The sequence below is a fragment of the Arthrobacter sp. 2MCAF15 genome, from assembly GCF_052115605.1.
Taxonomy (GTDB): domain Bacteria; phylum Actinomycetota; class Actinomycetes; order Actinomycetales; family Micrococcaceae; genus Arthrobacter.
Map to the genome: position 1 here is coordinate 1 of NZ_JBFRGZ010000007.1, position 21,190 is coordinate 21,190.

Annotated in this window: 25 protein-coding genes; 18 read left to right on the forward strand and 7 right to left on the reverse strand. The window is 66.0% G+C overall.

Features of this window, described 5'->3' with window-relative positions:
* Together AB4089_RS09710 and AB4089_RS09715 are read left to right on the forward strand one after the other, a co-directional pair.
* A partial coding sequence (locus AB4089_RS09710; protein ID WP_441409080.1) for an ABC transporter permease occupies positions 1-556 on the forward strand: 556 nt, incomplete at its 5' end.
* A gap of 74 nt (positions 557-630) precedes the next feature.
* The gene (locus tag AB4089_RS09715; protein ID WP_441409081.1) at positions 631-1,506 is read left to right on the forward strand and encodes a PhzF family phenazine biosynthesis protein; all 876 of its coding nucleotides are present in this window, start codon (positions 631-633) and stop codon (positions 1,504-1,506) included.
* A 36-nt stretch (positions 1,507-1,542) separates the two neighbouring features.
* Here AB4089_RS09715 and AB4089_RS09720 read toward each other — a convergent pair whose 3' ends face one another.
* A complete protein-coding gene (locus tag AB4089_RS09720; protein ID WP_441409082.1) occupies positions 1,543-2,019 on the reverse strand; it encodes a DUF4188 domain-containing protein in 477 nt (158 codons plus the stop codon).
* A 71-nt stretch (positions 2,020-2,090) separates the two neighbouring features.
* On the opposite strand from AB4089_RS09720, the gene AB4089_RS09725 reads away from it, so the two are divergent.
* Positions 2,091-2,729, forward strand: coding sequence for a MerR family transcriptional regulator (locus AB4089_RS09725; protein WP_441409083.1), 639 nt, complete (start codon positions 2,091-2,093; stop codon positions 2,727-2,729).
* Positions 2,730-2,734: 5 nt separating this feature from the next.
* Here AB4089_RS09725 and AB4089_RS09730 read toward each other — a convergent pair whose 3' ends face one another.
* Positions 2,735-3,940, reverse strand: a complete 1,206-nt coding sequence (locus tag AB4089_RS09730) for a S1C family serine protease (RefSeq protein WP_441409084.1) — start codon at positions 3,938-3,940, stop codon at positions 2,735-2,737.
* A gap of 236 nt (positions 3,941-4,176) precedes the next feature.
* Here AB4089_RS09730 and AB4089_RS09735 point away from each other — a divergent pair, with 236 nt between their 5' ends.
* Together AB4089_RS09735 and AB4089_RS09740 are read left to right on the forward strand one after the other, a co-directional pair.
* The gene (locus AB4089_RS09735) at positions 4,177-4,656 is read left to right on the forward strand and encodes a hypothetical protein (protein ID WP_441409085.1); all 480 of its coding nucleotides are present in this window, start codon (positions 4,177-4,179) and stop codon (positions 4,654-4,656) included.
* 144 nt (positions 4,657-4,800) lie between these two features.
* Positions 4,801-4,974 carry a hypothetical protein gene (locus AB4089_RS09740; protein ID WP_441409086.1) on the forward strand — a complete coding sequence of 58 codons (174 nt, stop codon included), beginning with the start codon at positions 4,801-4,803 and terminating at the stop codon, positions 4,972-4,974.
* A 58-nt stretch (positions 4,975-5,032) separates the two neighbouring features.
* Here the strand turns inward: AB4089_RS09740 and AB4089_RS09745 are convergent, their stop codons facing one another.
* Positions 5,033-5,680, reverse strand: coding sequence for a hypothetical protein (locus AB4089_RS09745; RefSeq protein WP_441409087.1), 648 nt, complete (start codon positions 5,678-5,680; stop codon positions 5,033-5,035).
* 156 nt (positions 5,681-5,836) lie between these two features.
* Here AB4089_RS09745 and AB4089_RS09750 point away from each other — a divergent pair, with 156 nt between their 5' ends.
* The 3 genes from AB4089_RS09750 (at position 5,837) to AB4089_RS09760 (ending at position 7,932) form a co-directional block, all read left to right on the forward strand.
* Positions 5,837-6,337, forward strand: a complete 501-nt coding sequence (locus tag AB4089_RS09750) for a MarR family winged helix-turn-helix transcriptional regulator (protein WP_441409088.1) — start codon at positions 5,837-5,839, stop codon at positions 6,335-6,337.
* Positions 6,338-6,418: 81 nt separating this feature from the next.
* Entirely contained in the window at positions 6,419-6,796 is a 378-nt protein-coding gene (locus AB4089_RS09755; protein ID WP_441409089.1) for an ArsR/SmtB family transcription factor, read from the forward strand.
* Complete coding sequence (locus AB4089_RS09760; RefSeq protein ID WP_441409090.1) at positions 6,793-7,932, forward strand: cation diffusion facilitator family transporter; 1,140 nt, start codon at positions 6,793-6,795, stop codon at positions 7,930-7,932. Before AB4089_RS09755 ends, AB4089_RS09760 begins: the two co-directional genes overlap by 4 nt.
* 41 nt (positions 7,933-7,973) lie before the next feature.
* Here the strand turns inward: AB4089_RS09760 and AB4089_RS09765 are convergent, their stop codons facing one another.
* Positions 7,974-9,167, reverse strand: coding sequence for an MFS transporter (locus AB4089_RS09765; protein WP_441409091.1), 1,194 nt, complete (start codon positions 9,165-9,167; stop codon positions 7,974-7,976).
* The gene (locus AB4089_RS09770) at positions 9,164-9,706 is read right to left on the reverse strand and encodes a Chromate resistance protein ChrB (RefSeq protein WP_441409092.1); all 543 of its coding nucleotides are present in this window, start codon (positions 9,704-9,706) and stop codon (positions 9,164-9,166) included. Before AB4089_RS09770 ends, AB4089_RS09765 begins: the two co-directional genes overlap by 4 nt.
* 177 nt (positions 9,707-9,883) lie before the next feature.
* On the opposite strand from AB4089_RS09770, the gene AB4089_RS09775 reads away from it, so the two are divergent.
* On the forward strand, positions 9,884-10,798 hold the full coding sequence (locus tag AB4089_RS09775; RefSeq protein WP_441409093.1) for an alpha/beta fold hydrolase: 915 nt from the start codon (positions 9,884-9,886) through the stop codon (positions 10,796-10,798).
* Positions 10,799-10,949: 151 nt separating this feature from the next.
* A complete protein-coding gene (locus tag AB4089_RS09780) occupies positions 10,950-11,579 on the forward strand; it encodes a PadR family transcriptional regulator (RefSeq protein ID WP_441409094.1) in 630 nt (209 codons plus the stop codon).
* A gap of 67 nt (positions 11,580-11,646) precedes the next feature.
* Here AB4089_RS09780 and AB4089_RS09785 read toward each other — a convergent pair whose 3' ends face one another.
* A complete protein-coding gene (locus AB4089_RS09785; RefSeq protein ID WP_441409095.1) occupies positions 11,647-12,039 on the reverse strand; it encodes a hypothetical protein in 393 nt (130 codons plus the stop codon).
* 317 nt (positions 12,040-12,356) lie between these two features.
* Between AB4089_RS09785 and AB4089_RS09790 the strand changes: the two genes are divergently transcribed.
* From AB4089_RS09790 to AB4089_RS09800, 3 genes are all read left to right on the forward strand, one after another.
* On the forward strand, positions 12,357-13,070 hold the full coding sequence (locus AB4089_RS09790; RefSeq protein WP_441409096.1) for an ANTAR domain-containing protein: 714 nt from the start codon (positions 12,357-12,359) through the stop codon (positions 13,068-13,070).
* Between the two features lie 88 nt (positions 13,071-13,158).
* A complete protein-coding gene (locus AB4089_RS09795) occupies positions 13,159-13,581 on the forward strand; it encodes an arsenate-mycothiol transferase ArsC (RefSeq protein ID WP_441409097.1) in 423 nt (140 codons plus the stop codon).
* Positions 13,582-13,715: 134 nt separating this feature from the next.
* Complete coding sequence (locus AB4089_RS09800; protein WP_441409098.1) at positions 13,716-13,892, forward strand: CsbD family protein; 177 nt, start codon at positions 13,716-13,718, stop codon at positions 13,890-13,892.
* Between the two features lie 86 nt (positions 13,893-13,978).
* On the opposite strand, the gene AB4089_RS09805 is transcribed toward AB4089_RS09800, so the two are convergent.
* Complete coding sequence (locus AB4089_RS09805) at positions 13,979-14,917, reverse strand: 5'-3' exonuclease (RefSeq protein WP_441409099.1); 939 nt, start codon at positions 14,915-14,917, stop codon at positions 13,979-13,981.
* Between the two features lie 230 nt (positions 14,918-15,147).
* Between AB4089_RS09805 and AB4089_RS09810 the strand changes: the two genes are divergently transcribed.
* The 5 genes from AB4089_RS09810 (at position 15,148) to AB4089_RS09830 (ending at position 21,190) form a co-directional block, all read left to right on the forward strand.
* The gene (locus AB4089_RS09810; RefSeq protein WP_441409100.1) at positions 15,148-15,366 is read left to right on the forward strand and encodes a helix-turn-helix domain-containing protein; all 219 of its coding nucleotides are present in this window, start codon (positions 15,148-15,150) and stop codon (positions 15,364-15,366) included.
* A 491-nt stretch (positions 15,367-15,857) separates the two neighbouring features.
* Positions 15,858-16,889, forward strand: a complete 1,032-nt coding sequence (locus AB4089_RS09815; RefSeq protein ID WP_441409101.1) for a UDP-glucuronic acid decarboxylase family protein — start codon at positions 15,858-15,860, stop codon at positions 16,887-16,889.
* Positions 16,890-16,951: 62 nt separating this feature from the next.
* On the forward strand, positions 16,952-18,271 hold the full coding sequence (locus AB4089_RS09820) for a UDP-glucose dehydrogenase family protein (RefSeq protein ID WP_441409102.1): 1,320 nt from the start codon (positions 16,952-16,954) through the stop codon (positions 18,269-18,271).
* A 25-nt stretch (positions 18,272-18,296) separates the two neighbouring features.
* Positions 18,297-19,343: a UDP-glucose 4-epimerase GalE gene (gene galE, locus AB4089_RS09825; protein ID WP_441409103.1), complete on the forward strand. Its 1,047-nt coding sequence runs from the start codon at positions 18,297-18,299 to the stop codon at positions 19,341-19,343.
* A complete protein-coding gene (locus tag AB4089_RS09830; RefSeq protein ID WP_441409104.1) occupies positions 19,340-21,190 on the forward strand; it encodes a glycosyltransferase family 2 protein in 1,851 nt (616 codons plus the stop codon). Before galE ends, AB4089_RS09830 begins: the two co-directional genes overlap by 4 nt.

Genomic DNA, 21,190 nt, shown 5'->3' on the forward strand with positions numbered 1-21,190 from the left:
GGTCATCGCCCTGTTCATGGTCGGCCTGGTCCAGATCCTGGTCTTCCTCACCCCCATCGCCGTCGGCTACGCCTTTTTCCGCGACAAACTCGCCATCCCCGACCTCGACCTCTCGAACCTGAGATTCGAACCAGGAACAATGCTCGTCGGTGCACTTCTGCTGCTGGGCGGCTTCATCGTCTTTACTGGGGTCCTGGTGGCGATCGGCGCGATCATGCCCACAGCGAAAGACGCCGGCACCATCTTCGGGCCTCTGATGGGGCTGATCTTCGTCCCGTTCTACGCGATCAGCCTGATCATTTCCGACCCCCGCGCACCCATCGTCCAGATCTTCACCTATTTCCCGCTCTCGGCCCCGGTCACGGCCCTGCTCCGCAACGGATTCGGCACCCTCAGCCCGGCCGAATCCGTCATCATCATCGCCGAACTCTTCATCACCGGGTTCCTCATCCTCCGACTGGCTGTCCACCTCTTCCGCTACGGGTCCATTCAGTACTCGAGCAAGCTCTCCATCGCCGGAACCTTCCGCAAGAAGAACGACCCGGCAGGAAATTAACCCCGCCTGCCAGTTTCCCCGACTCCAGGCCCAAAGCCGTAGGCCCACCCGATCGAAGATGGGAGGATCGGCCTATGGAAAACACCCCCGAAGTCCTCCGTTACGCGGCCTTTTCCACGACGCCGGACGGCGGCAATCCTGCCGGCCTGGTCCTGGATGCCCGGCACCTGGATGACGCCGGGATGCTGGCGGTGGCGGCCGCCGTCGGGTACGCCGAAACAGCCTTCGTGACGGAGCCGGACATCGACGGCGACCCGCGCCGGAGCCGGGTCCGGTACTTCTCGCCCATCGCCGAGGTGCCCTTCTGCGGTCACGCCACGATTGCGCTGGCCATTGCGCTGAGCGCCCGCGACGGGGCAGGAACCTTCACCTTCGACACCCCGGTGGGCCCCGTCCTCATCGAGACAGCGGGCGACGGCGCCGACCTCACCGCGTCCTTCACCGCCGTCGAACCACAACTGGCGGAGTTCGACGGCGACGTCCTGGCGGAGCTCCTGGGATTGCTCGGCGTCGGGCGGGGCGACCTCCATCCGGCCTATCCGCCGCGGATCGCGTATTCGGGGAACTGGCATCCGGTGCTGGTCCTCGCCGACCGCAACCTTTTCGACTCCTTTGGCTTCGATCCGGCGGCCCTTCGCCGGCTCATGGACGCCCAGGGCTGGGCCGCAACGGTGGCCGTCCTGTACCCGATTGCCGGGGGCGAATTCGAAGCCCGGAACCTGTTCCCCGTGGGCGCCATCACGGAGGACCCCGCCACGGGCGCCGCCGCGGCGGCGGTCGGCGCCTACCTGCGCATCCTGGGCCTCGCCGTGCCCCCGTCGCGGGTGCTCATCCGCCAGGGACGGCACGTGGGCCGGCCGGGCCTGCTCAGCGTGGACATTCCGGCCGCCGGCGGAGTAGTGGTCAGCGGCCGGGCGGTCCAGATCCCCGCCACCGCGGGCCACGGCTGACCGGACGCGCGGCCGCGGAAAGTAGCAGACGCGGCGTCAGTGCGGGTTGGCGAGGCGCTCCCTGGCGTGATGGCGTCCCGGGCCGACGGGCACGAGCTCGGTGGCCCGGGCGAGACCTTCGGTGGGCATCGAGACGTACATGCTTTCGGCCCGGCTGACCTGGAATGTCTCATGCCAGATGCCGACGGCCTTGGGGGCCTTTCTTGCCTGGCGGTTGAAGGCCGTCCAGGCCGGCCGGTGCTCGGATTCGGGCCCACTGGCGTAGGCATACAGCTTCTCCACCGACTCCCAGTACTGCACGATCACCGGCCCGCCGGCACCGAGGGCGAATCGACAACCAAGGAGGCCTGAGCCCGGCTCCTTGAAGAGTTCGTTCAGCATCCGCGGCATCGCCAGGAAGGCCGGCAGCCACAGGTCCGGACGCCAGGGGCTGTTGATGCGCATGCCGATCAGGAACACCACCAGATCACCGGAATGGCGGTGCGTGAAACGTCCAGCATTGATGCGTGCCATACTTTTCTCCTAACTAGATACCGCTACTCCCCAATATTGGCGAGTACTACTATCTAAGTCAAGGAGTATCTTTGCGCATCTCACAGCTGGCCGCGGCCACAGACGTCCCGGTGGCCACCATCAAGTACTACCTTCGGGAGAATCTGCTTCACGACGGCGTGCTGACTTCCGCGACGCAGGCACGCTACGACGACTCCCATGTGCGGCGGCTGAAGCTCATCCGGGCCCTCATTGGCACCGCCGGGCTCAGCGTCAGCGCCACCCGCGAGGTGTTGCTGGGCCTGGAGAACCCGCCGGAGTCCGGCCACGACCTGCTCGGAATCGCGCACCATGCGGTCGCCAAGACCGCTCCGGACGACGTCGACCTCTCCGCCGCGCAGCAGCTCCTGGACCGCTGGGGCTGGGGCGCGGAGGCATGCGACCGCGATGCCCAGGCCGCCCTGGTGCGGGCCCTGCAGGGGCTCCGAGACGCGGGGTTCGACGCGCCCGCAGTGCTCCTGGACCGGTACGCCGCGGCAATGCGGGACATTGCCGAGGCCGACGTCGAAAGTGTTCCGACGGATTCGCCGGAGGCCGCGATGCGGCACGTGGTGCTCGGGACCCTCCTGATGGAACCCGTGCTTCTGGCCATGCGCCGGCTTGCCCAGCAAAGCGCATCCTCCCGGCGCTTTGGCGTGGCAGGATCCACCGGGCGGTCCGGCACGGAATAGCCGCGTCAGCCGGCAGTGGCCGCGCCGAGCGTGACGTCCGTGCTTTGCTCCTGGCCGTCGCGGACAAAGGTGACCTTTACGGTGGCCCCGGCGGCCTGTTCCCGCGTCGCCGCCGTCAGCTCGGAAGCATCACTCACGCTGCGGCCGCCCAGCCCGGTGATCACGTCGCCGGCCTTCAGGCCGGCCTTGTCCGCCGCGGAGCCGGGGGTGACCGCTGCCGCCTCCGCTCCGGCCGTGAATTCCGAAGCGGTTCCCGAGGCCTTGTCCCGGACCGAGACCCCCAGCTGGCCGTGCGTGGCCGTGCCCGTGGCGATGATTTCCTGGGCGACGCGTTTCGCGTCGTTGATCGGGATGGAGAATCCGACGCCGATGTTCCCCGACTGGGATGCGGAGGAGGACGTGGACCCGGCCGAGGCGATGGCCACGTTGACTCCGATGACGTCTCCGTTCGCGTTCACCAGGGGGCCGCCGGAGTTCCCCGGATTGATGGCCGCATCCGTTTGGATGACGTTAATGCTGATGGTGCCCTTCGCGGCAGTGGTGGCCCCGTTCTGCAAGGCCGAGGTGGCCGAGGACGCGGTGTCGATGGTGCGGTTCGCTGCCGAAACGATGCCGTCGGTGACCGTTCCGCTCAATCCCAGGGGCGCTCCGATGGCAATCGCGGTGTCTCCGACCTTGACGTTACCGGAGTCGCCAAGGGCCGCGGCCACCAGACCGGGGGCAGTGATCTGGACGATAGCCAGGTCCGAGAGCGGATCTGTTCCGACGACCGTCCCCGGGTAGACGCTGCCGTCGCTGGTCCGAACCTCGATGGCCGCGTTCGCGGCCTGTCCGTCCAGGGTGACCACATGCGTGTTGGTCAGAATATGTCCGGCGGCATCCAGGATGATGCCCGATCCGGTACCGCCCGACGTGCCTGAGCTGGCGCCGATGGTGACCACACTGGGTGAGGCCTTCTGCGCGGCGGCCGTCACCGCGCTGACGCTGTCCGGGTTGTTGATGATCACCGGCGTGTATTGGGTCGTTGCCGTACCGGATGCCGACGCTGCCGTGTTCCACATCGACGTCGCCCCGGCCGCCACGCCCCCGCCGAGGCCGCCCGCAGCCACCAGGCAGGCAACATAGATCCCTGCGCCGAGGCGTTTCCGGGTCTTCAGGCGTGCACGGGTTCCGGGGTTTTCGCTGTGCGTGGGAAGTTCCTGCTCGTTCATGGGTCATCCTGATCTCGTCGTTGTTGCCTGTGTTGACCTATCCCCATCCTCAAACCCCGGTCTGTCGACGGTCTGTCGCGCCGCTGTGAACGGACTGTGAGCATTTCAGGCAGCCATGCCGGCCGCCGGCCACCCGGCTGATGCCAGCTGCGACGTCCCTGTCCAGTTTTCTTCAAGGACCATTCCGGAGAATACGAGGTGCTGGACGGAACCGGCGACGACCAACGGGGGGCGCAATGCATCAATCCGGCAAGGCCATGATCTGCGCGGCACTGTTCGCCTGCCTGGCCCTGGGAGCGTGCGGCTCCCCGGAAACGGGGCCCGCCACAGCGGAACCGGCGGCAGTTTTGCCGGGTGCGGTCGCGTCCGCGGATGCATCCGCGTCGGGCACGCCAGCTGCATCCGCGGCGGAAACCGTCGATGCGGCCGTGCAACAGCGCGTCAAGAACCTGTGCACGAATGACCTGCAGGCCCAGGCCTCCGGTGCGACCCCGGCGCCCGAACAGCTGCGGGCGGCTCCGAAAGTCACGCTTGTCAGCATCAAATATCTTGGCGAAATCAAAAAGATCACGCTCCCGGACAGTGCCTCCGCCTATGAACTCGGCATCGAATTTGCCTACAAGATAGGGCACGACGACGCCAAGACCGCCACGAAATTCTGTCGGGTCAATTTGACCGACTCGGCCGTGGACTGGAAGTGGACCGCAAGTCCCTGATGGGCGGATGCCACTGCCCGGACGCCACAGCCGGGTCCACTGGAGCGGGACACCCCGCACAGCCACGGCAAAGGTCCTGCTAAGTTCCCTACTATTCCAGTGCAGGAGATTGGTKGCAGGAACACCCGCCCAAGGAGGACCCTGATGATCATCTACCGCCCCAACGTCCCGCTGACCACCGGCCGCACCGGACTAATCCCGGCGCTGGCCGCCATGGCCTTGACCGCGGTGCTGGGCCCCACGTGGCAGGTCCAGGAAGAATCGCCAGGAGCACCGGACACCGCGCATTGTGGGTGGCGACGGCAAGCCACAGGATGAGGGATCGCTCGTTCAGGAGTGCGGGGCTGCCAGGCAGCTGCCGGCGCGGATCAGTTCCTCAGCTGCCTGCCCGGGCATCCTGTCGATTCGCGGCGGCCCGGTTCCGGGGCAACAGGAATCCGACCGCGACGAGCCAGATCAGGCCGCCGAAACGCCCGACCGGCAACAGGACCTGGAGCGGCTCGATCACCATTGAGAGGAAGCTGAGCTCGGACAAAGCCGCGATTATGAGGCCGGTCCAGGCCAGCCAGCGCGGCACGAAGCGCAGGATCAGGGCAGGGACGGCGATCCCGGCGACGAGAAGCCCCAAGCCGACAACATAGGCGACACCGCCCGTGATGAAGGCGAGAAACGACAGCGCGTGGGTCAGAGTGAGGTCGGTGGTGATTTCGGGCCGACTCAGGACCCATGCCACGGAGGCCGAGAGCATGAGGAATACCGAGGCCGCAATGCCGCCAAAGAAGCCGATCGCCGGACCAGGGACGCGCACGCCTAGACGTAGCTGCCGGGCGTAGACGGTGGCCGCGAAGATGCCCAGGGGAACCGCTGAACCGAACTGGAACAGGCTGGTGAGCCGCACGGCGTCGGGGTTCCCGTGAAAAAATGCCGCGACCTGCGAGGCGGGAGAGAACGGCGAGACGAAAGTCTGTCCGCCGGTGAGGGCTGCGCTGCACAGCAGGCTGGCAGCGGTAAGTCCCAGGCTCACGGCTGCCAGGATGCCCGGATGCGGCCCACCCGACCTGGCTGTTGCGGATGTGCGGTGAGGAGATAACTCAGTCATGATCGCGCCTTTCCGATAATCACGTCACAAAAGAAATCATTCACTTGTTGAATCATTCTGTCAAGAGAGTAATATTGCGGTATGGATCCACAAGATACTCCGCGGTCAAGGCGCACCGCATTCCTGCTCTCCCAGCTGGGGGCACTGGCATCCTCACGCTTTGCCGAACGCACCCGCGAGCTCGAGCTGACACCCGGCGATGCCGGCGTGCTGCGCCTACTGGGACGCACGCCGGGGCTGAGCCAACGCTCCCTGGCCGACCGCCTGGGAGCCGTGCCCAGTCGCGTGGTTGCACTCATCGACTCGCTGGAACGGCGGGGACTGGTGGTGCGGGTGCGCAGCACCACCGACCGGAGGAATTACGAGCTCTGGCTGACGGCCGAGGGCACGGAGGTGCTCGGATCACTGCGCCAGGTTGCCGAGCAGCATGAGGCCGAACTCCTGGCCCCGCTCACCGGCGACCAGTCAGCGCAGCTTGCGACACTGCTGGGCAAGCTGGCCGCCGCGCACGGCCTCGACAATGACCTCCACCGCGACATCAGCCGGACCGAATCCCAACCAGGGCGTCCCGACGGGCAGTAGGAGGAGAACTTTCTGGCCCGCCTGGCGGGTGCGCGGCCGCCGCCGCTTGTCCGAAGCGGCGCCATATGTAAGTATCTGCGTATGAATGCAGATAATAAGGCTTGCACCCTCACCGCGGACAGCCAGTACGTCGAACTCGCCGTGGAGGTGTTCGCCATGCTGGCCGATGCCACCCGGGTCCGGCTCATCCTGGCCCTGCGACACGGTGAACTGCCGGTCAACGAGCTCGCTGAAAAAGCGGGCAAATCCGCGGCTGCGGTGTCCCAGCACCTGGCCAAGATGCGGCTGGCGCGCATGGTCTCCACGCGCCAGGAGGGCACCAAGGTCTACTACCGCCTGCAGGACGGGCACGCCTGGCAGCTCGTAGCCGACGCCATTCACCAGGCCGAACACACGCTGGGCACAGCTCCGCACCACGGTGCCGCGACGCACAGCCCCAAGAGGGACACCGGGGCATGAACCGGCCCATGCATCCCGGCCACGAAGTCCACGCGCACGCGCATCCGCACGAACCCGGGCACGGACACGGGCACGGGCACGAACACGGGCACACGGAAAGCGGTCCGGACGCGGACCGCCTTCAAAGCCACGACCACCACCCCGGTCCGCACGCACACATTCACGCAACCGGCCTCAAGGGGTGGCTGCAGGAACTCTTCGTGCCGCATTCGCACGACTCCGCCGACTCGATCGACTCCGCCATAGAAACAAGCTCCCAAGGCATTCGCGCCGTAAAGGTGTCCCTGCTCGGCCTCGGGGCGACGTCGCTGTTCCAGCTGGTCATCGTCCTGATCAGCGGCTCCGTGGCGTTGCTGGCTGACACGGTCCACAATTTTTCCGATGCCCTCACTGCTGTGCCGCTGTGGATCGCCTTCCTGCTCGGACGCCGCCGTGCGACCCGGACGTTTACCTACGGATTCGGGCGCGCCGAGGACCTCGCAGGGCTGTTCATCGTGGCGATGATCGCACTCTCGGCCGTCGTGGCCGCCGTCGAATCCATCCGCCGCTTCTTCGAACCCCAGCCCGTCCAGAATCTGGGCTGGGTCCTCGCCGCCGGGCTCGTGGGCTTTGCAGGCAATGAACTCGTCGCGATCTACAGGATCCGTGTGGGGCGACGGATCGGCTCGGCCGCGCTCGTTGCCGATGGTATTCACGCCCGCACCGATGGCGTCACGTCACTGGCCGTCGTCGCCGGAGTGATCGGCATCTGGCTGGGTTTCCCCCTCGCGGATCCGATGGTGGGCCTGCTCATCTCCGCGGCAATTGCCGTGTTGCTGTGGGGAACCGTGCGCGACATTGGGCGCCGGCTCATGGACGGCGTCGACCCCGCCCTGACGGAACGCCTGGCAGCAGTTGTCACCGCCCATGCCCCCGAGGGCGCAACGTCACGGTTGCGCTGGTCCGGCCACCGGCTTCACATCGAAGTCTCCATCCCACTGACGGGCATCGCTGCCTTAGAGGAACTGGCCACTATCCACGATGAAATCGACCGCGGCACCCGCCAGGCACTCCCGAACGTGGGATCCGTGACGACAGCGCTCACGTTCGCCCAGGCGGGCGCGGCCGAACTGAACTATCCCCCGAGCCGCGATTAACGGCGGGCCTCACGTGCTTCCCGGCCAGCGGGGAATCAGTGTCATTCCGGCGCATCCCGCGGCGCCCCGGACCGGTTGCGGCTGAGCCGGGGAATGCTGGCCATGGCGATCAGGGCCGCAAGGGCTCCGAGGCCCGCAGGCAGGCCGATGAGTGTGGCGATGCCGCCCACCAGCAGCGGCCCGCCAGCGTCTCCGAGTTCGCGGCCGAGCTCGGCGGAGCCCATGGTGCGGCCCATGCGCTCCGGCGGAGTGGTGTCCGCCAGATGGGCAAAGCCGATTGGCGTCGCCATGCCGACGCCTGCCCCGATTGCCGCGGCAGCCAGGTAAATAGTGACCGGACCGGGGGCCAGGGCCAGGAGGGCGACGCCGCCTGCGGTCACCAGCAGGCCCCACGTCATGCCCTGCGCGTCGCTGATGCCTCCGTTGTCGCGCAGCCTCCCGATCCGGGGCTGGGTGAGCAGGGAGGCAATTGCCAGGAGACTGACGGCTGCCGTTCCGGCGAAAGCGTCCAAGCCGTGCCTCGTGGCAAGGGCAGGAAGAAACCCGACGGCCGCTCCGAGCGCAGCGGTCGAGGCGGCCAGCACCAGTGTGGGGACCAGGAACCGCCGCTCGGTGATCTGCCGGGCCAGATCCAGAACGGTGTAGCGCCGGCGCGGAAGCGGTTCCAGATGCGGCACGGCAACGAGCACCCACACTGCCGCGGCTGCCGCCAGCACCGAGAGGGTGGCAAACAGCAACGGAAAGCCGCCCGCGTATATCAGGGCGGCACCAAGCAACGGTCCTATGACGTATCCGAGACTCTTCCAGGAGCCGTACCTCCCGAAGTAGGTGCCGGCATTCCTTCCCCGGGCAAGACGGGCCACCATCGCGGACGACGCGGGTGAGAAAGCAGAGGCCGCGGCACCCTGCCCAAGCCGGGCCAGTCCCAGTATGAGCGGATCCGCTCCCCACAGGCCGATGAGGGACAGCACGGCAAAGGCCACTAGGCCCCCAACGATGACGGGCTTGGCGCCGATGCGGTCACTGAGGGCACCGAAGACCGGCTTGAGGAATACCTCAGAGACGTCATACAGTGCGAGCAGAATGCCCAGGTTGAGAAGGGTCAGGCCGATGTTTCCGCTCTGGGCGCCCATGCCCGCGGCGATACTGTGCGCGCCGAAGGCGGTCACGAAACCTGCGGCGTACAACGGGGCCGAGGAGGACCGGGCGGCGAGCACCGGCGGAGATGGGCTCATGAATGAAGCTCCTGGTAAACCTGTCCGGCAAAGTCCTCCAGCGCAACAACGCAGCCCGCCAGTTTCTCCTCGGCACCGGATGCCAGCGCGCTGCCGAAGACGTCCCTGCCTCGGATGGAGCGGAACCACCGCCGCAGCCGATCCAGGCTTTGCTCTTCCTCCTCGAGCTCGGCAAGCGTGAACTTCCGCTTCGCAATCTCGTGGGCAATCTCCTCCCGGAATTTGTCGCAGTCGGCGACGAACTCGGCCCAATCCTGCGCTCGGGCCGCATCGAAAAGTGCACGCAGTTTGGCGGCGTCAGGATCTGCGGAGCCGGTGGCCAGTACCATCAGCTGGCCGTTGCCCGCAAAGGCGAGTTTCCGGGCTTTTTCTGCACCGTCGCGGCAGGCAGGGACGTCGGGTGCGGTCCAGGCGCCCTGGCCGACGGGAACGGCGCCGAATCGGCGCAGTTCGCGCCAGATCGCCACGCGATGCCGGGACGGATCCGACGGCACTTGCACGAGCAGTACAAGCCAGGAAACCTCGGAACTGTGGGTCACAAACCATATTGTAACGGTTGTTACAATCCGGCGACGGGCCGGGTTCCGGACCGGAGCTGCAGGTCCGGTCCGGCTCCCCCGCGGCTCCGAATCACTATCAGAGAGCGAGTTTCAAGGCCGGCAGTCACATATCAGGATTCAAGGCCGGCATTCAATGACCAGGAGCAGAAAGTGACCATGAGCGTTCAGCACGAACCGGCCCGCACGGGCGAAGCCACGCTGCGGCGGCAGGTCCTTCCCACGGAACTGGGTCCCTGCATGGTGCGCGTCCAGGAGGGTACGCGCGGCCAGGGTCAGACGTCCGGCACAGCGGACGTCTACCTTCACGGGGCAGCTGGTTCCTGGACCAGCTTCCGGGCGCTGCTTTCAGGGGCGCCGGCGAACGACCGGGTGCTGATCGACCTTCCGGGGTGGGGTGAATCCACGGCGGGCGCCCGGCTGGAACAATTCGGCGTCGAGGCTATGGCACGCGCCATCACCGGTGTGCTGAACGCGCTCGGCTACCGGCGGTGGAACTTGGTGGGCCATTCGATGGGAGGCTTCCTGGCGCTGCACATCGCCGCGGCGTGGCCCGAACGGACCGCCAGCGTGGCCACCATTTCGGCCACGACATTCGCCGTGTCCGCGGCGGCCCGTGGGCCGCTGCGGAGCCTGGGCAGGTTCCCGGCGTTTATCGGCATGCTGCTGGCCATGCGCACCATGGCGGCCCTCGGCCCGGCAGGGTCGGCACTGGTCCGCGCAATCGGGACAACCCCACTGATGGGGCCGCTGATGTCCCCATTCTTCGCAGAACCCGGAGCCATCCCGGCGGCGGTGATCCGCGGGCTCAGCAACGACGCCCGGCCGGCCAGCTTCTCCGCGGCCGCCCGTGCGGTGGCGAACTACGATTTTGGCCAATGGCGCGGCATTCGCTGCCCGGCCCTGGCCCTGCGCGGCGACCGTGACGTGTTCACGCCTCCGTCCGACCTGGCCCGACTGGCCGAAATAGTCCCGCACGTCCAAAGGGTGACGATCCCGCAGTGCGGCCATTTCGCCAACATCGAGAGGCCGGAGCAGGTGCGGCGGCTGCTCGATGACCTGCGCGGCCCGTGACCCGCTGGTTTGCGGCGGGCTATCTTCCTGAAGCCCGAAATCCAGTTGCTTTGACTCTTGACCGGCGATACTCACCGATATATCGTTAACTATCGCCGAAACATCGGCGACTACTAGTCAGATTCACTTGAACTGGAAGGACGATGCCGCTATGAAGGGCATTCACGACGACAAATTCAACGATAAATTCAACGACGGCGGGCCCGCCGCGGGACGCTTCGGGCGCGGCAGGAGCCGCCGCGGACCTCACGGACACGGCGGTTTCGGACCAGGCCGCGGGTTCGCCCCCGGTTTCGGCCCCGGCTTCGGGCCAGGCTTTGGTCCCGGTTTCGGTCCCGGCGGTTCACGGCGGGCCAGCAGGGGCGATGTCCGCTCGGCGATCCTCTCCCTCCTGGCCGAGGCGCCGTCCAACGGCTACGGCCTGATCAAGACAATTGCCGAGAAGACCTCTGGTACTTGGCGGCCGAGCCCGGGCTCGGTGTACCCGACGCTGCAGCAGCTCGTCGATGAGGATCTCATCGCGCCCGTCGGCGAGGGCCGGCGCACCGAGTTCACGCTGACCGAGGCGGGCAAGGCCTACGTGGCCGATCACGCAGAAGAGCTGGGGAACGCGTGGAACACCGACGCGCAGGGCTCCGGGCCTGCGTTCCACGAGAGCGTCGGGAAGCTCATGGGAGTCATCCACCAGTTCCGCTTCTCGGCAACCGAGGAGCAACGCAATGCTGCAATGGAAAAACTCGACGAAACCCGCCGCGCGCTCTACCGCATCCTCGCCGACTAGCGCCGTCGGCACTTGGATGTGGYATGTCGGCCTCGGCGGACAGGTCTGCCGGCCCGGAGTCGGATGACTATTCTGCGGTTCCTGCCGATTGTTCCTGAGCGACGTTCACATTCTGCTCCTCCGCCATCCCGGCCCGAAGAAACAGTTCCCCTGACGCGATTTCCAGCCCCAGGGCAGTCGCTGCGATATCCTCCAACGTTTGGTGCATCCACGCCACGGCAGCCGCGTCAGCACGGGCCGCGGCGCCTCCGGAGGCCTGAACTGCCCGCAGCGACGCGTACCGGGCCACCCTGCCTTTCAATTCCCGGGTGAGATCCTCGATCTCTGCCAGCAGCTGGTCCCGCCAAGTGCCGGCATCTTGGGCCCTGTTGAGCTGCCGGATGGAAGATGACAGCCGTCCGAAGGCCGGTTCTTGCCGCTTCCCCAAGAGCTCGGCCAGCTCGGCTGCCAGTTCTTCCATTGCCTGGGCCGATGGTGACGGCGCCGAAAGCCATTCAAGACCTGCATCGTCTTGGGGCCGTTGTTCCGCGAACGACAGCAACCGTCCGCGGCGCGGAACGTCGCTGATTGGTCCGGACCGATGGTACGGGTGCAGGGACGCGGGCCGGTTCATGGGGTTGCCTCGCATCGGTGGATCCTCCTGGACAGTGCGCTTGAATAATGGCGCTACCAGGGTCCGGGGCAACACCACTATTTTATCCGGGAGGGGCTCAGGAAGGTAGGCCTCAAAGAACTCCGCAGGGCGACTGAGCCGCGCAGGTGCAGTAAAATCCGAGTATGGCGACGATGGGCCGGGCCGTGCGCGTGAGTGCCGCTTTCGTCAAGATAGCGGACACCCTTGTGGCGGACTACGACGTCTTGGACCTCCTCCACACCCTGGTGGAAGAATCAGTCGGTATTCTTGACGCCGCGGCCGCCGGACTCGTGCTGGTCGATCCGGCCGGAGACCTCCAGGTCATGGCCTCGACCAGCGAGGAAAGCCAACTCGTGGAAGTCCTCCAGCTCGAGGCCGGTGCGGGGCCGTGCGTGGACTGCTACCGGACCGGAGCCGTCATAGCCATCGACGACATCGCTGCACAGGGTTCCCGATGGCCCCTGTTCCAGTCCTCCGCCCTGTCCCAGGGGTTCCGTTCCCTGCACGCCGTCCCCATGCGCCTGCGCAACCGGACCATCGGAGCCTTGAACCTCTTTGGCCAAGAAGCCGGTCCCCTCAGTTCCGAGGACACCGCAATTGCCCAGGCGTTCGCGGACGTGGCAACCATTACCCTCCTGCAGGAACGCGCGGCGAGGGAAAACGCCCTGATCAACGAGCAGCTCAAGCGCGCCCTCAACAGCCGCATCCTGATCGAGCAGGCGAAGGGCGTCATCGCCCACACCTCCAATGTCGACATGAACGAGGCGTTCGCGCTGCTCCGCGGCTACGCGCGCGCCCACAACAAAACCCTCTACGACACCGCCGAAAGAGTCATCAACCGCAGGATCACCATCTAGCGCAACCGCCTGCCTCCACTACTCGGCACCGGAGGGCGTCGACTGCGGTGCGTCGTGCCACGGACCCAGAGAAGGAAGAATCAAACCTATGACCGAGACCATGAAAACACCCAACGTCCTTTTTATCTGCAGCAAGAACGGCGGAAAATCCCAGCTCGCCGCCGGACTCATGAATCAGCTCGCCCACGGGACGGTCACGGTGCACTCTGCCGGGACCAAACCCGGTGAATCGCTGAACCACCAGGCCGTGGACTCCCTGGCCGAACTCGGCATCGACATCACCGGCGAGCACCCCAAGCCCGTCTCCGACGACGTTCTGGACGCGGCCGACGTCGTCATTGTCCTGGGCACCGAGGCCAGGATTGAACCCCGCGAGGGCAAGCGGTTCGAGTTCTGGGAGACGGACGAACCGTCCGAACGCGGCATCGAGGGCATGGAGCGCATGCATCTGGTGCGGGACGACATCAAGTCCCGGGTGCAGAAGCTGTATGCGGAGCTCACCGGCAGCTGAGAGAGTCCGCTGGCCGCCTCAGGCCACCGCAAAGGATGGACCATCGCCCCCACTTTAAAGGGTTCTGTCCCTACAATTAACTGTGGCCTCCATGGCATCCACGTCGCGGGGGCGACCCACTAAGGAGGATCATCATGGGCCTGGGTGAAAAGATCCACAACGCCGCCGAGAAACTCCACGGCAAGGGCAAAGAGACGGCTGGCAAAGCAACCGGCGACGAGAAAATGAAGGCCGAAGGCAAGAGCCACCAAGTCCGAGCAGACCTGAAGCAGGCCGGCGAAAAAGTTAAGGACGCCTTCAAGAAACACTGAAACACAGGCTTCCGGAGGGCGGGAGTGCGGTCCGGCGGAGCGCACTCCCGCCCGGCCTTGTCTGCTGGCCTTCCAGGACCCCGCACTCAGTGATGCAAGTCCAGCGCCTCGAGCAGCCGGGTAACTGAGCCGCCCAGGTTCCACTCTGTGGCGAGACGCTCCAAGTCGGACCGCGGACCACCCGCCACGGAATGCAGCTGCGCCCCCGCCTCTTCAAGCGTCGGCAGCTCCAGGTTCCTCACGATCTGCACCACCGCGGGCGCAACCGCCAGGTATTCCGCGGCCGCGGCGAGCTTGGACCGCACGCCGCTGGACAGTCCGCTTCCGGAATCCGCGGCAGCCTCGAGCAGCCCGTCGAGCGTGCCGTATTCTCCGAGCAACGCCGCGGCGGTTTTCTCGCCGATGCCGGCGACGCCCGGCAGCCCGTCCGAGCTGTCGCCGCGCAGTGTCGCGTAGTCGGCATACTGTGCGGGCAGCACGCGGTACTTCTCGACGACGACGGCGTCGGTCATGACCTCAAGGTTCCGCATTCCGCGCGCCGTGTAGATCACCCGCACCTGACGGGCGTCGTCGATCACCTGGAAAAGGTCGCGGTCGCCCGTCACCACGTCGACGGGAAGTCCGGCGTGGCTGGCGTAAGTGCCGATGACGTCGTCGGCCTCGTGTTCGGCAGCCCCGACGACAGCGACGCCGGCGAGCTCGAGTACCCGGCGGATCATCGGGATCTGCGCCTCCAGCGCGTCCGGAACGACTTCGACGTCGGGGCCGTCGGCCACTGCCTCCTCGACCCGGTGCGACTTGTAGCTCGGGATGAGGTCGACCCGCCACTGCGGACGCCAGTCGTTGTCCCAACAGGCAACCAGGTGCGTCGCGCCGTAGTCCGTGGTGAGCCGCGTGATCATGTCAAGCAATCCACGGACAGCGTTCACCGGCGTGCCGTCGGCGCGGCGGACCGTGTCCGGCACGCCATAAAACGCGCGGAAGTACAGCGAGGCGGTGTCGAGCAACATCAAACGGTCGGCCATATCTGATCCTGACACGGATGCGCCCGCTCGCGGCGGACCGTCACGGTTTTGTTCCCAGGAGGGCCGGGTTGCCACGGGCAGGCACTCCAGCCTGCCGCTCGGAACACAAAGTGTTTTCACAGCCTACGCATGGGGAGTAGCCGCAGGGTGACACATAGGGGTGCGCGGCGGTCAACGCCCGGCCCAGTGAACCATCCACTGCAAGTGCCGCTGTTCCCCAGGAGGCGACGATGACTGCCCAGACCCCTTCGGCTCTCATGACCGTGGCCGAGGTCGCCCTCGTCATGCGGCTGTCCAAGGCGACCGTGTATCGCCTGATGCAGGCCGGCGAAATCCCCGCCGTCCGCTTCGGCCGGTCCTACCGCGTCCCTAAGAGCGCCGTTTCTGCCTACATTGCACGCTCGGGCCTCACCGGGAACGAAGGCTCCGAGGTTTCGAACCGGCACTGACCGCCGGCCCGCCGCCGCCAGTTTCCTGGCCGGGCGGACGGCTCGTCCTGACATTTCCAGCGGGTCATTTTCTCCATCATGACGGCAACCACCAACAGTTCTGGCCAATATGGGCGGATTTTCGCGTTAACTCTCACCGTTCGCGCACGTTTCCCCGCTGAAACAGCGTTCGTCATTTTCGTCTTTTGAGCCATCTTTCACGCCTTTTATTTCCGGGTAATGGCGGAACCAAGTATTTGTATGACATTTGTGTTTCGCCGCTGATTTCTCCCCGGAAAAAGCAAGTAGCCACTACTGTGTTGGCCATTCTTGGCGTGCCCGTACGTTGGTCCCAGCCAGCACACCCCAGCTGCTGGATCCCACCGGAGGGCAGATAATCCCCGCACCTTGGCGGCCCACCGCCATTGTGACGGGCGGCAGAAAGCTGTGCATCAGCCACCTGTGCAACCGGAACTCGATGGCAACTTCCACACATCCAATTAGGGGTAGAAATGCGGGTATTAGTCACCGGCGGAGCAGGGTTTCTCGGCTCCCATTTGTGCGAAACACTAATCAAGCGCGGCGATTCCGTCGTCTGCGTCGATGATCTCTCGACCGGCAGGCGGGAGAACCTGGCGAAGTTCGCTGATGATCCAAACTTTACGTTTGTGCAGCTGGATGTCAGCACAGCCCTCAACATCCCGGGGCGGCTGGACGCGGTAGCCCACCTCGCGAGCCCGGCCTCACCGCCGGACTATCATCGGCTCCCGCTGGAAACGCTGGCCGTGGGCAGCCGTGGCACGGAGAACGCCCTGAAACTCGCAGAGAGGAAGGCGGCCCGCTTCGTCCTTGCCTCCACCAGCGAGATCTACGGGGATCCTACTGTCCACCCGCAGAACGAGCAGTACTGGGGCAACGTGAGCTCCATCGGCCCCCGCAGTGTCTACGACGAAGCCAAGCGATTCGCCGAAGCCATCTCCATGGCCTACTCCCGCAGCCGGGGGGTGAACGTGGGGATAGTGCGCATCTTCAACACGTTCGGACCACGGATGCGAGCAGAGGATGGCCGTGTCGTCTCCAGCTTCATCGCCCAGGCGCTGAACGGGGACCCCCTAACGATCTACGGCGACGGTCAGCAGACCCGCAGTTTCTGCTACGTGGACGATCTCATTAGGGGCCTTGTGGCCATGATCGACAGCAACGAAACAGGTCCCATCAATCTGGGGAACCCGGTGGAGCGGACCGTCCAGGAATTGGCCGAACTGGTCCTGGAGATCACGGGTTCGTCCTCGAACATTGAATTCCACCGGCGGCCGGTGGATGACCCAACCCGTCGCCGCCCGGACATCAGCCTCGCCGCAAATGTGCTCGGCTGGCAGCCCCGGGTCTCCACCGAGGAGGGCCTGGAGCAGGTCATCAGGTATTTCCGCTCCCACGCCGGAGAAGTGCAGGCCGCAGCCTTGGAACTTTCCGGCGCCCAGTTCGAAGGAATGTCCCCGACCCCACAGCGGGCGGAGCGTCCGGCCCTGGCCGAACCCGCCTAACGCCCGACTACCCACCAGCCCGCGGTCCGTTCGGGCCGCACCGCAGTCCTTAGGAGATCAGCATGCGTATTACTGTCATTGGCACAGGTTATCTGGGTGCTGTCCATGCCGCCGGCATGGCTGCCTTCGGTCACGACGTTCTGGGGGTGGACGTCGACGCCGCGAAAATTGAACGCCTCGCCCACGGCGTGGCCCCGTTCTACGAGCCGGGCTTTCCGGACCTTCTGCGGGAGAACCTCGACGCGGGCCGCTTGCGGTTTTCCACCTCGCTGGAAGAAGCGGCCGCGTTCGGCGACGTCCACTTCATCTGCGTCGGTACCCCGCAAAAGCCCGGCTCCACCTCCGCGGACATGAAGTTCGTTGACGCGGTCATCGAGGGCATGGCACCGCATCTGCTCCGGCCCTGCCTCATTGTGGGCAAATCCACCGTGCCAGTAGGAACGGCGGCCCGGCTTACCGAGATGGTGGCCCGGCTCTCCCCAGCGGGTGAGCAGGCACAAGTGGCGTGGAATCCGGAGTTCCTCCGTGAGGGATTCGCCGTCAACGACACACTCCACCCGGACCGGCTCGTGGTCGGGGTGGCCTCCGCCGACGCCGAGGCGACCCTGCGGCAGGTCTACGCCACCATTCTCGAGGAGGGCACGCCGTACGTAGCAACGGATGTGGCCACGGCCGAACTGGTGAAAGTCTCAGCCAACGCGTTCCTGGCAACCAAGATCTCGTTCATCAATGCCATCTCCGAGGTCTGTGAAGCCGTGGGGGCAGACATTGTTCCCCTTGCCACGGCCCTCGGCCACGACGCCCGGATCGGCAACCGGTTCCTGGCTCCGGGCGTAGGCTTCGGCGGCGGCTGCCTGCCCAAGGACATCCGTGCCTTCCTGGCACGCGCCGAAGAACTGGGCATCGACGAGGCCCTGGGATTCCTCAGAAACGTCGACGCCATCAACGTCAACCGGCGCCACAGCGCCGTCAACCTGGCCCGCGGCATGCTCGGCGGCTCGCTCAAAGACAAGAGGATCGCCATCCTGGGCGCCGCCTTCAAACCCAACAGCGACGACATCCGGGACTCGCCGGCGCTCAGCGTCGCCAATGCCCTCCAGAGCCAGGGAGCACAGGTCCGCGTCCATGATCCCGAAGCCATCGAAAACGCCCGCGCCGCCCACCCCCTGCTCAACTACACCTCCGAGGTCCACAAGGCCTTCGAAGGCGCGCAATTGGCAGTCCATCTCACCGAATGGCAGGAATACCGGGACCTGGACCCGCTGCACCTGGCCACGCTCGTGACCACCCCGCACATCCTCGACGCCCGGAACGCCCTCGACATCGACCACTGGCGCGCGGCCGGGTGGACCGTCCGGGCCATGGGCCGCCCGGCCAGGTAGGCCAACAGGACAAGGAGGACGCCCCATGATCAGACCCACAGCCCTCGTCACCGGCGGAGCCGGCTTCATCGGCAGCCACTGCTGCCTCGACCTGATCCTCAACGGCTACAACGTCGTTGTGATCGACAACTTCATCAACAGCTCACCGGCGGCGATCGAGCAAGTCGAGCGCATCACCGGCCGGGACATCACCCTCCACGACGTGGACCTGACCGACAAATCATCCCTGGGCGAGGTCTTCCAGAACCATCGGATCGACGTCGTCGTTCACTTCGCGGCGCACAAGGCCGTTGGTGACTCCATGAACCGCCCGCTGGAGTACTACACCAACAACGTCACCGGACTGCTCAACCTCCTCAGTGCGATGCAGGAGGCCGACGTCAGGCACCTGGTGTTCTCCTCGTCCTGTTCCATCTACGGTGACGCCGAGGATCTGCCGCTGACGGAAAATTCGCCCGCCCGCCCCACCAACCCGTACGCACAAAGCAAATGGATGTGCGAAAAAATCCTGGTGGACCTGTGCACCCGCCACCCGGAATTTTCGGTCACCGCGTTGCGCTACTTCAACCCGGCCGGCGCCCACGAAAGCGGTGAAATCGGCGAGGACCCCACAGGCGTTCCGGGAAACATCGTGCCCTTCCTGACCCAACTCGCCGCCGGCCGCCACGACGAACTCCAAGTGTTCGGTTCGGACTACGCCACGGTCGACGGGACCGCCGTCAGGGACTACATCCACGTCATGGACGTGGTCGAAGGACACCGCCTGGCCCTTGAAACCGGCCCCCTGCCGGGGTTCCACCGCTACAACCTGGGCACCGGCGTCGGAACCTCCGTCCTGGAACTTATCCGGGAATTCGAGACCGTCACGGGGACCACCATCCCCTACCGCATCGTCGGGCGCAGACCCGGCGACGTGCCCGCACTCGTCGCATCCCCGGCGCTGGCCAACGCAGAACTCGGTTGGACAGCGCGCCGGAACCTCACCGAAATGTGCCGGGACGCCTGGAACTTCCAGGAAAAGCACCCGGCCGGATATGCAAGTGCCGTCATGAGTGGAGGTGGCAGCGCATGAGCGCGAAGACAGCGGCCGCACAGGTCCAGCCGGCACCGAATCCGGACAGGCGGCGCATCAGGGCCGAGGGAGCGCAGAACACCAGCACCATGGTCACGGCCACGCCCCACGGCCCGCTGCTCTCCGGCCCGCGCGCGCCGCGGCTGGCGGATAACAAGGCGCTCTACGTTCCAGTCCTGTCGGCGGGACGGCGGAAGCTGATTGCCGCCCTGACCCTCGGCTGGTGCGTCGCGTTCGCCGCGTTCTGGTTCTGGTGGCTGGAGCCCGAGCACAACGTGGGGTGGCCGGGCCTGGTCCTCAATTCCGTGCTGTTGTTCTACCTGTCCTACCTGCCCAGCTATTTCCTGGTCGCGGTGAACCGGCTGCGGCAGATCAATCCCGCGCTGCCGGTCCCCGATGTGCGGGTCGCCTTCGTGGTGACCAAAGCCCCTTCCGAGCCGTGGGAAGTGGCGAAAAAGACTCTCCGGGCGATGCTGGACCAGGAATTTCCACGCCCCTACGACGTCTGGCTTTGCGACGAGGACCCGTCTCCGGAGGTCATTGCCTGGTGCTCACGCCTGGGAATCCGAGTCTCAACCCGCCGTGGCATTGCCGAATACCACCAGCAGCAGTGGCCCCGGCGGACCCGGTGCAAAGAGGGCAACCTCGCCTACTTCTACGACACCGCCGGATACCAGGAGTACGACGTCGTGGCGCAGCTGGACTGTGACCACGTGCCGGCACGGAACTACCTCGCCGAGATGGTCCGGCCGTTCACCGACGCGAGCGTCGGCTATGTGGCGGCACCGAGCATCTGTGACACCAACGCCGCCACCTCCTGGTCCGCCAGGGGCCGGGTACACAAGGAAGGGACCTTTCATGGCCCGTTCCAGGCCGGGCACGTCGGGGGCCTTGCCCCGCTTTGCATCGGGTCCCACTATGCGGTGCGCACGGCGGCCCTGAAGGACATCGGCGGGATCGGCCCGGAACTCGCGGAGGACTTCTCCACCAGTTTCCTGCTCAACTCGGCGGGCTGGCAGGGTGCCTTCGCGCACGACGCCGAGGCCCACGGGGACGGGCCGCACACCTTCGCCGCCAAGGCTGTGCAGGAATACCAGTGGTCCCGCAGCCTGGTGGTGCTGCTTTTGGAGACGCTCCCCCGCCACCTGCACCGGTTTCCCTGGCGGCTCCGGCTGCGGTTCATCTTCGCCCTCTCCTACTACCCGCTGCTTGCCCTGACCACCATCGCGGGGCTGACGCTGCCCGCCATTGCCGCCGTGACCGGGGTTCCCTGGGTCAACGTCAGCTACATCGAATTCCTTGTCCGCTGGTCATTCATCACTGTGTGGCTGGTATTGATCACGTTCCTGGCCCGGCGATGGGGCCTCCTGCGCCCCCGGGAAGCCCCCGTCCTCAGCTGGGAAAACTGGCTCTACACGCTCGCCAGGTGGCCCTTCGTTGCCAGGGGCGTCCTGGCAGCAGTCCTGCAAAAGATCCGTCCGCGGGCAGTGGATTTCAAGGTCACACCCAAATCCCTTGGCAGCTTCGAGCGGCTGGACTTCAGGCTCCTCACGCCCTATTACTCAATATCGGTTGTCATGAGCGCGGCAGCCCTGACAGGTGAAACACTTACGGCGGCCTACGGCTACGTGTTCCTGTGCCTGCTGGCCGCCGGCTCCTACGCCGTCGTGGCCCTGACCGTCCCCCTGCTCCACGCCTATGAGAGCGCCGCGGCGGCGAAAGCCCCGCTGGCCGCCGCCATCCGCGCCACCGTCGCAGTCCCCCTGGCCATCACGGCGGCCGTCTGGATACCGCTTCTGGTCGCCATCGCACAGTTCCCGCACTTCATCCGGCCCTTCCTGATCTAG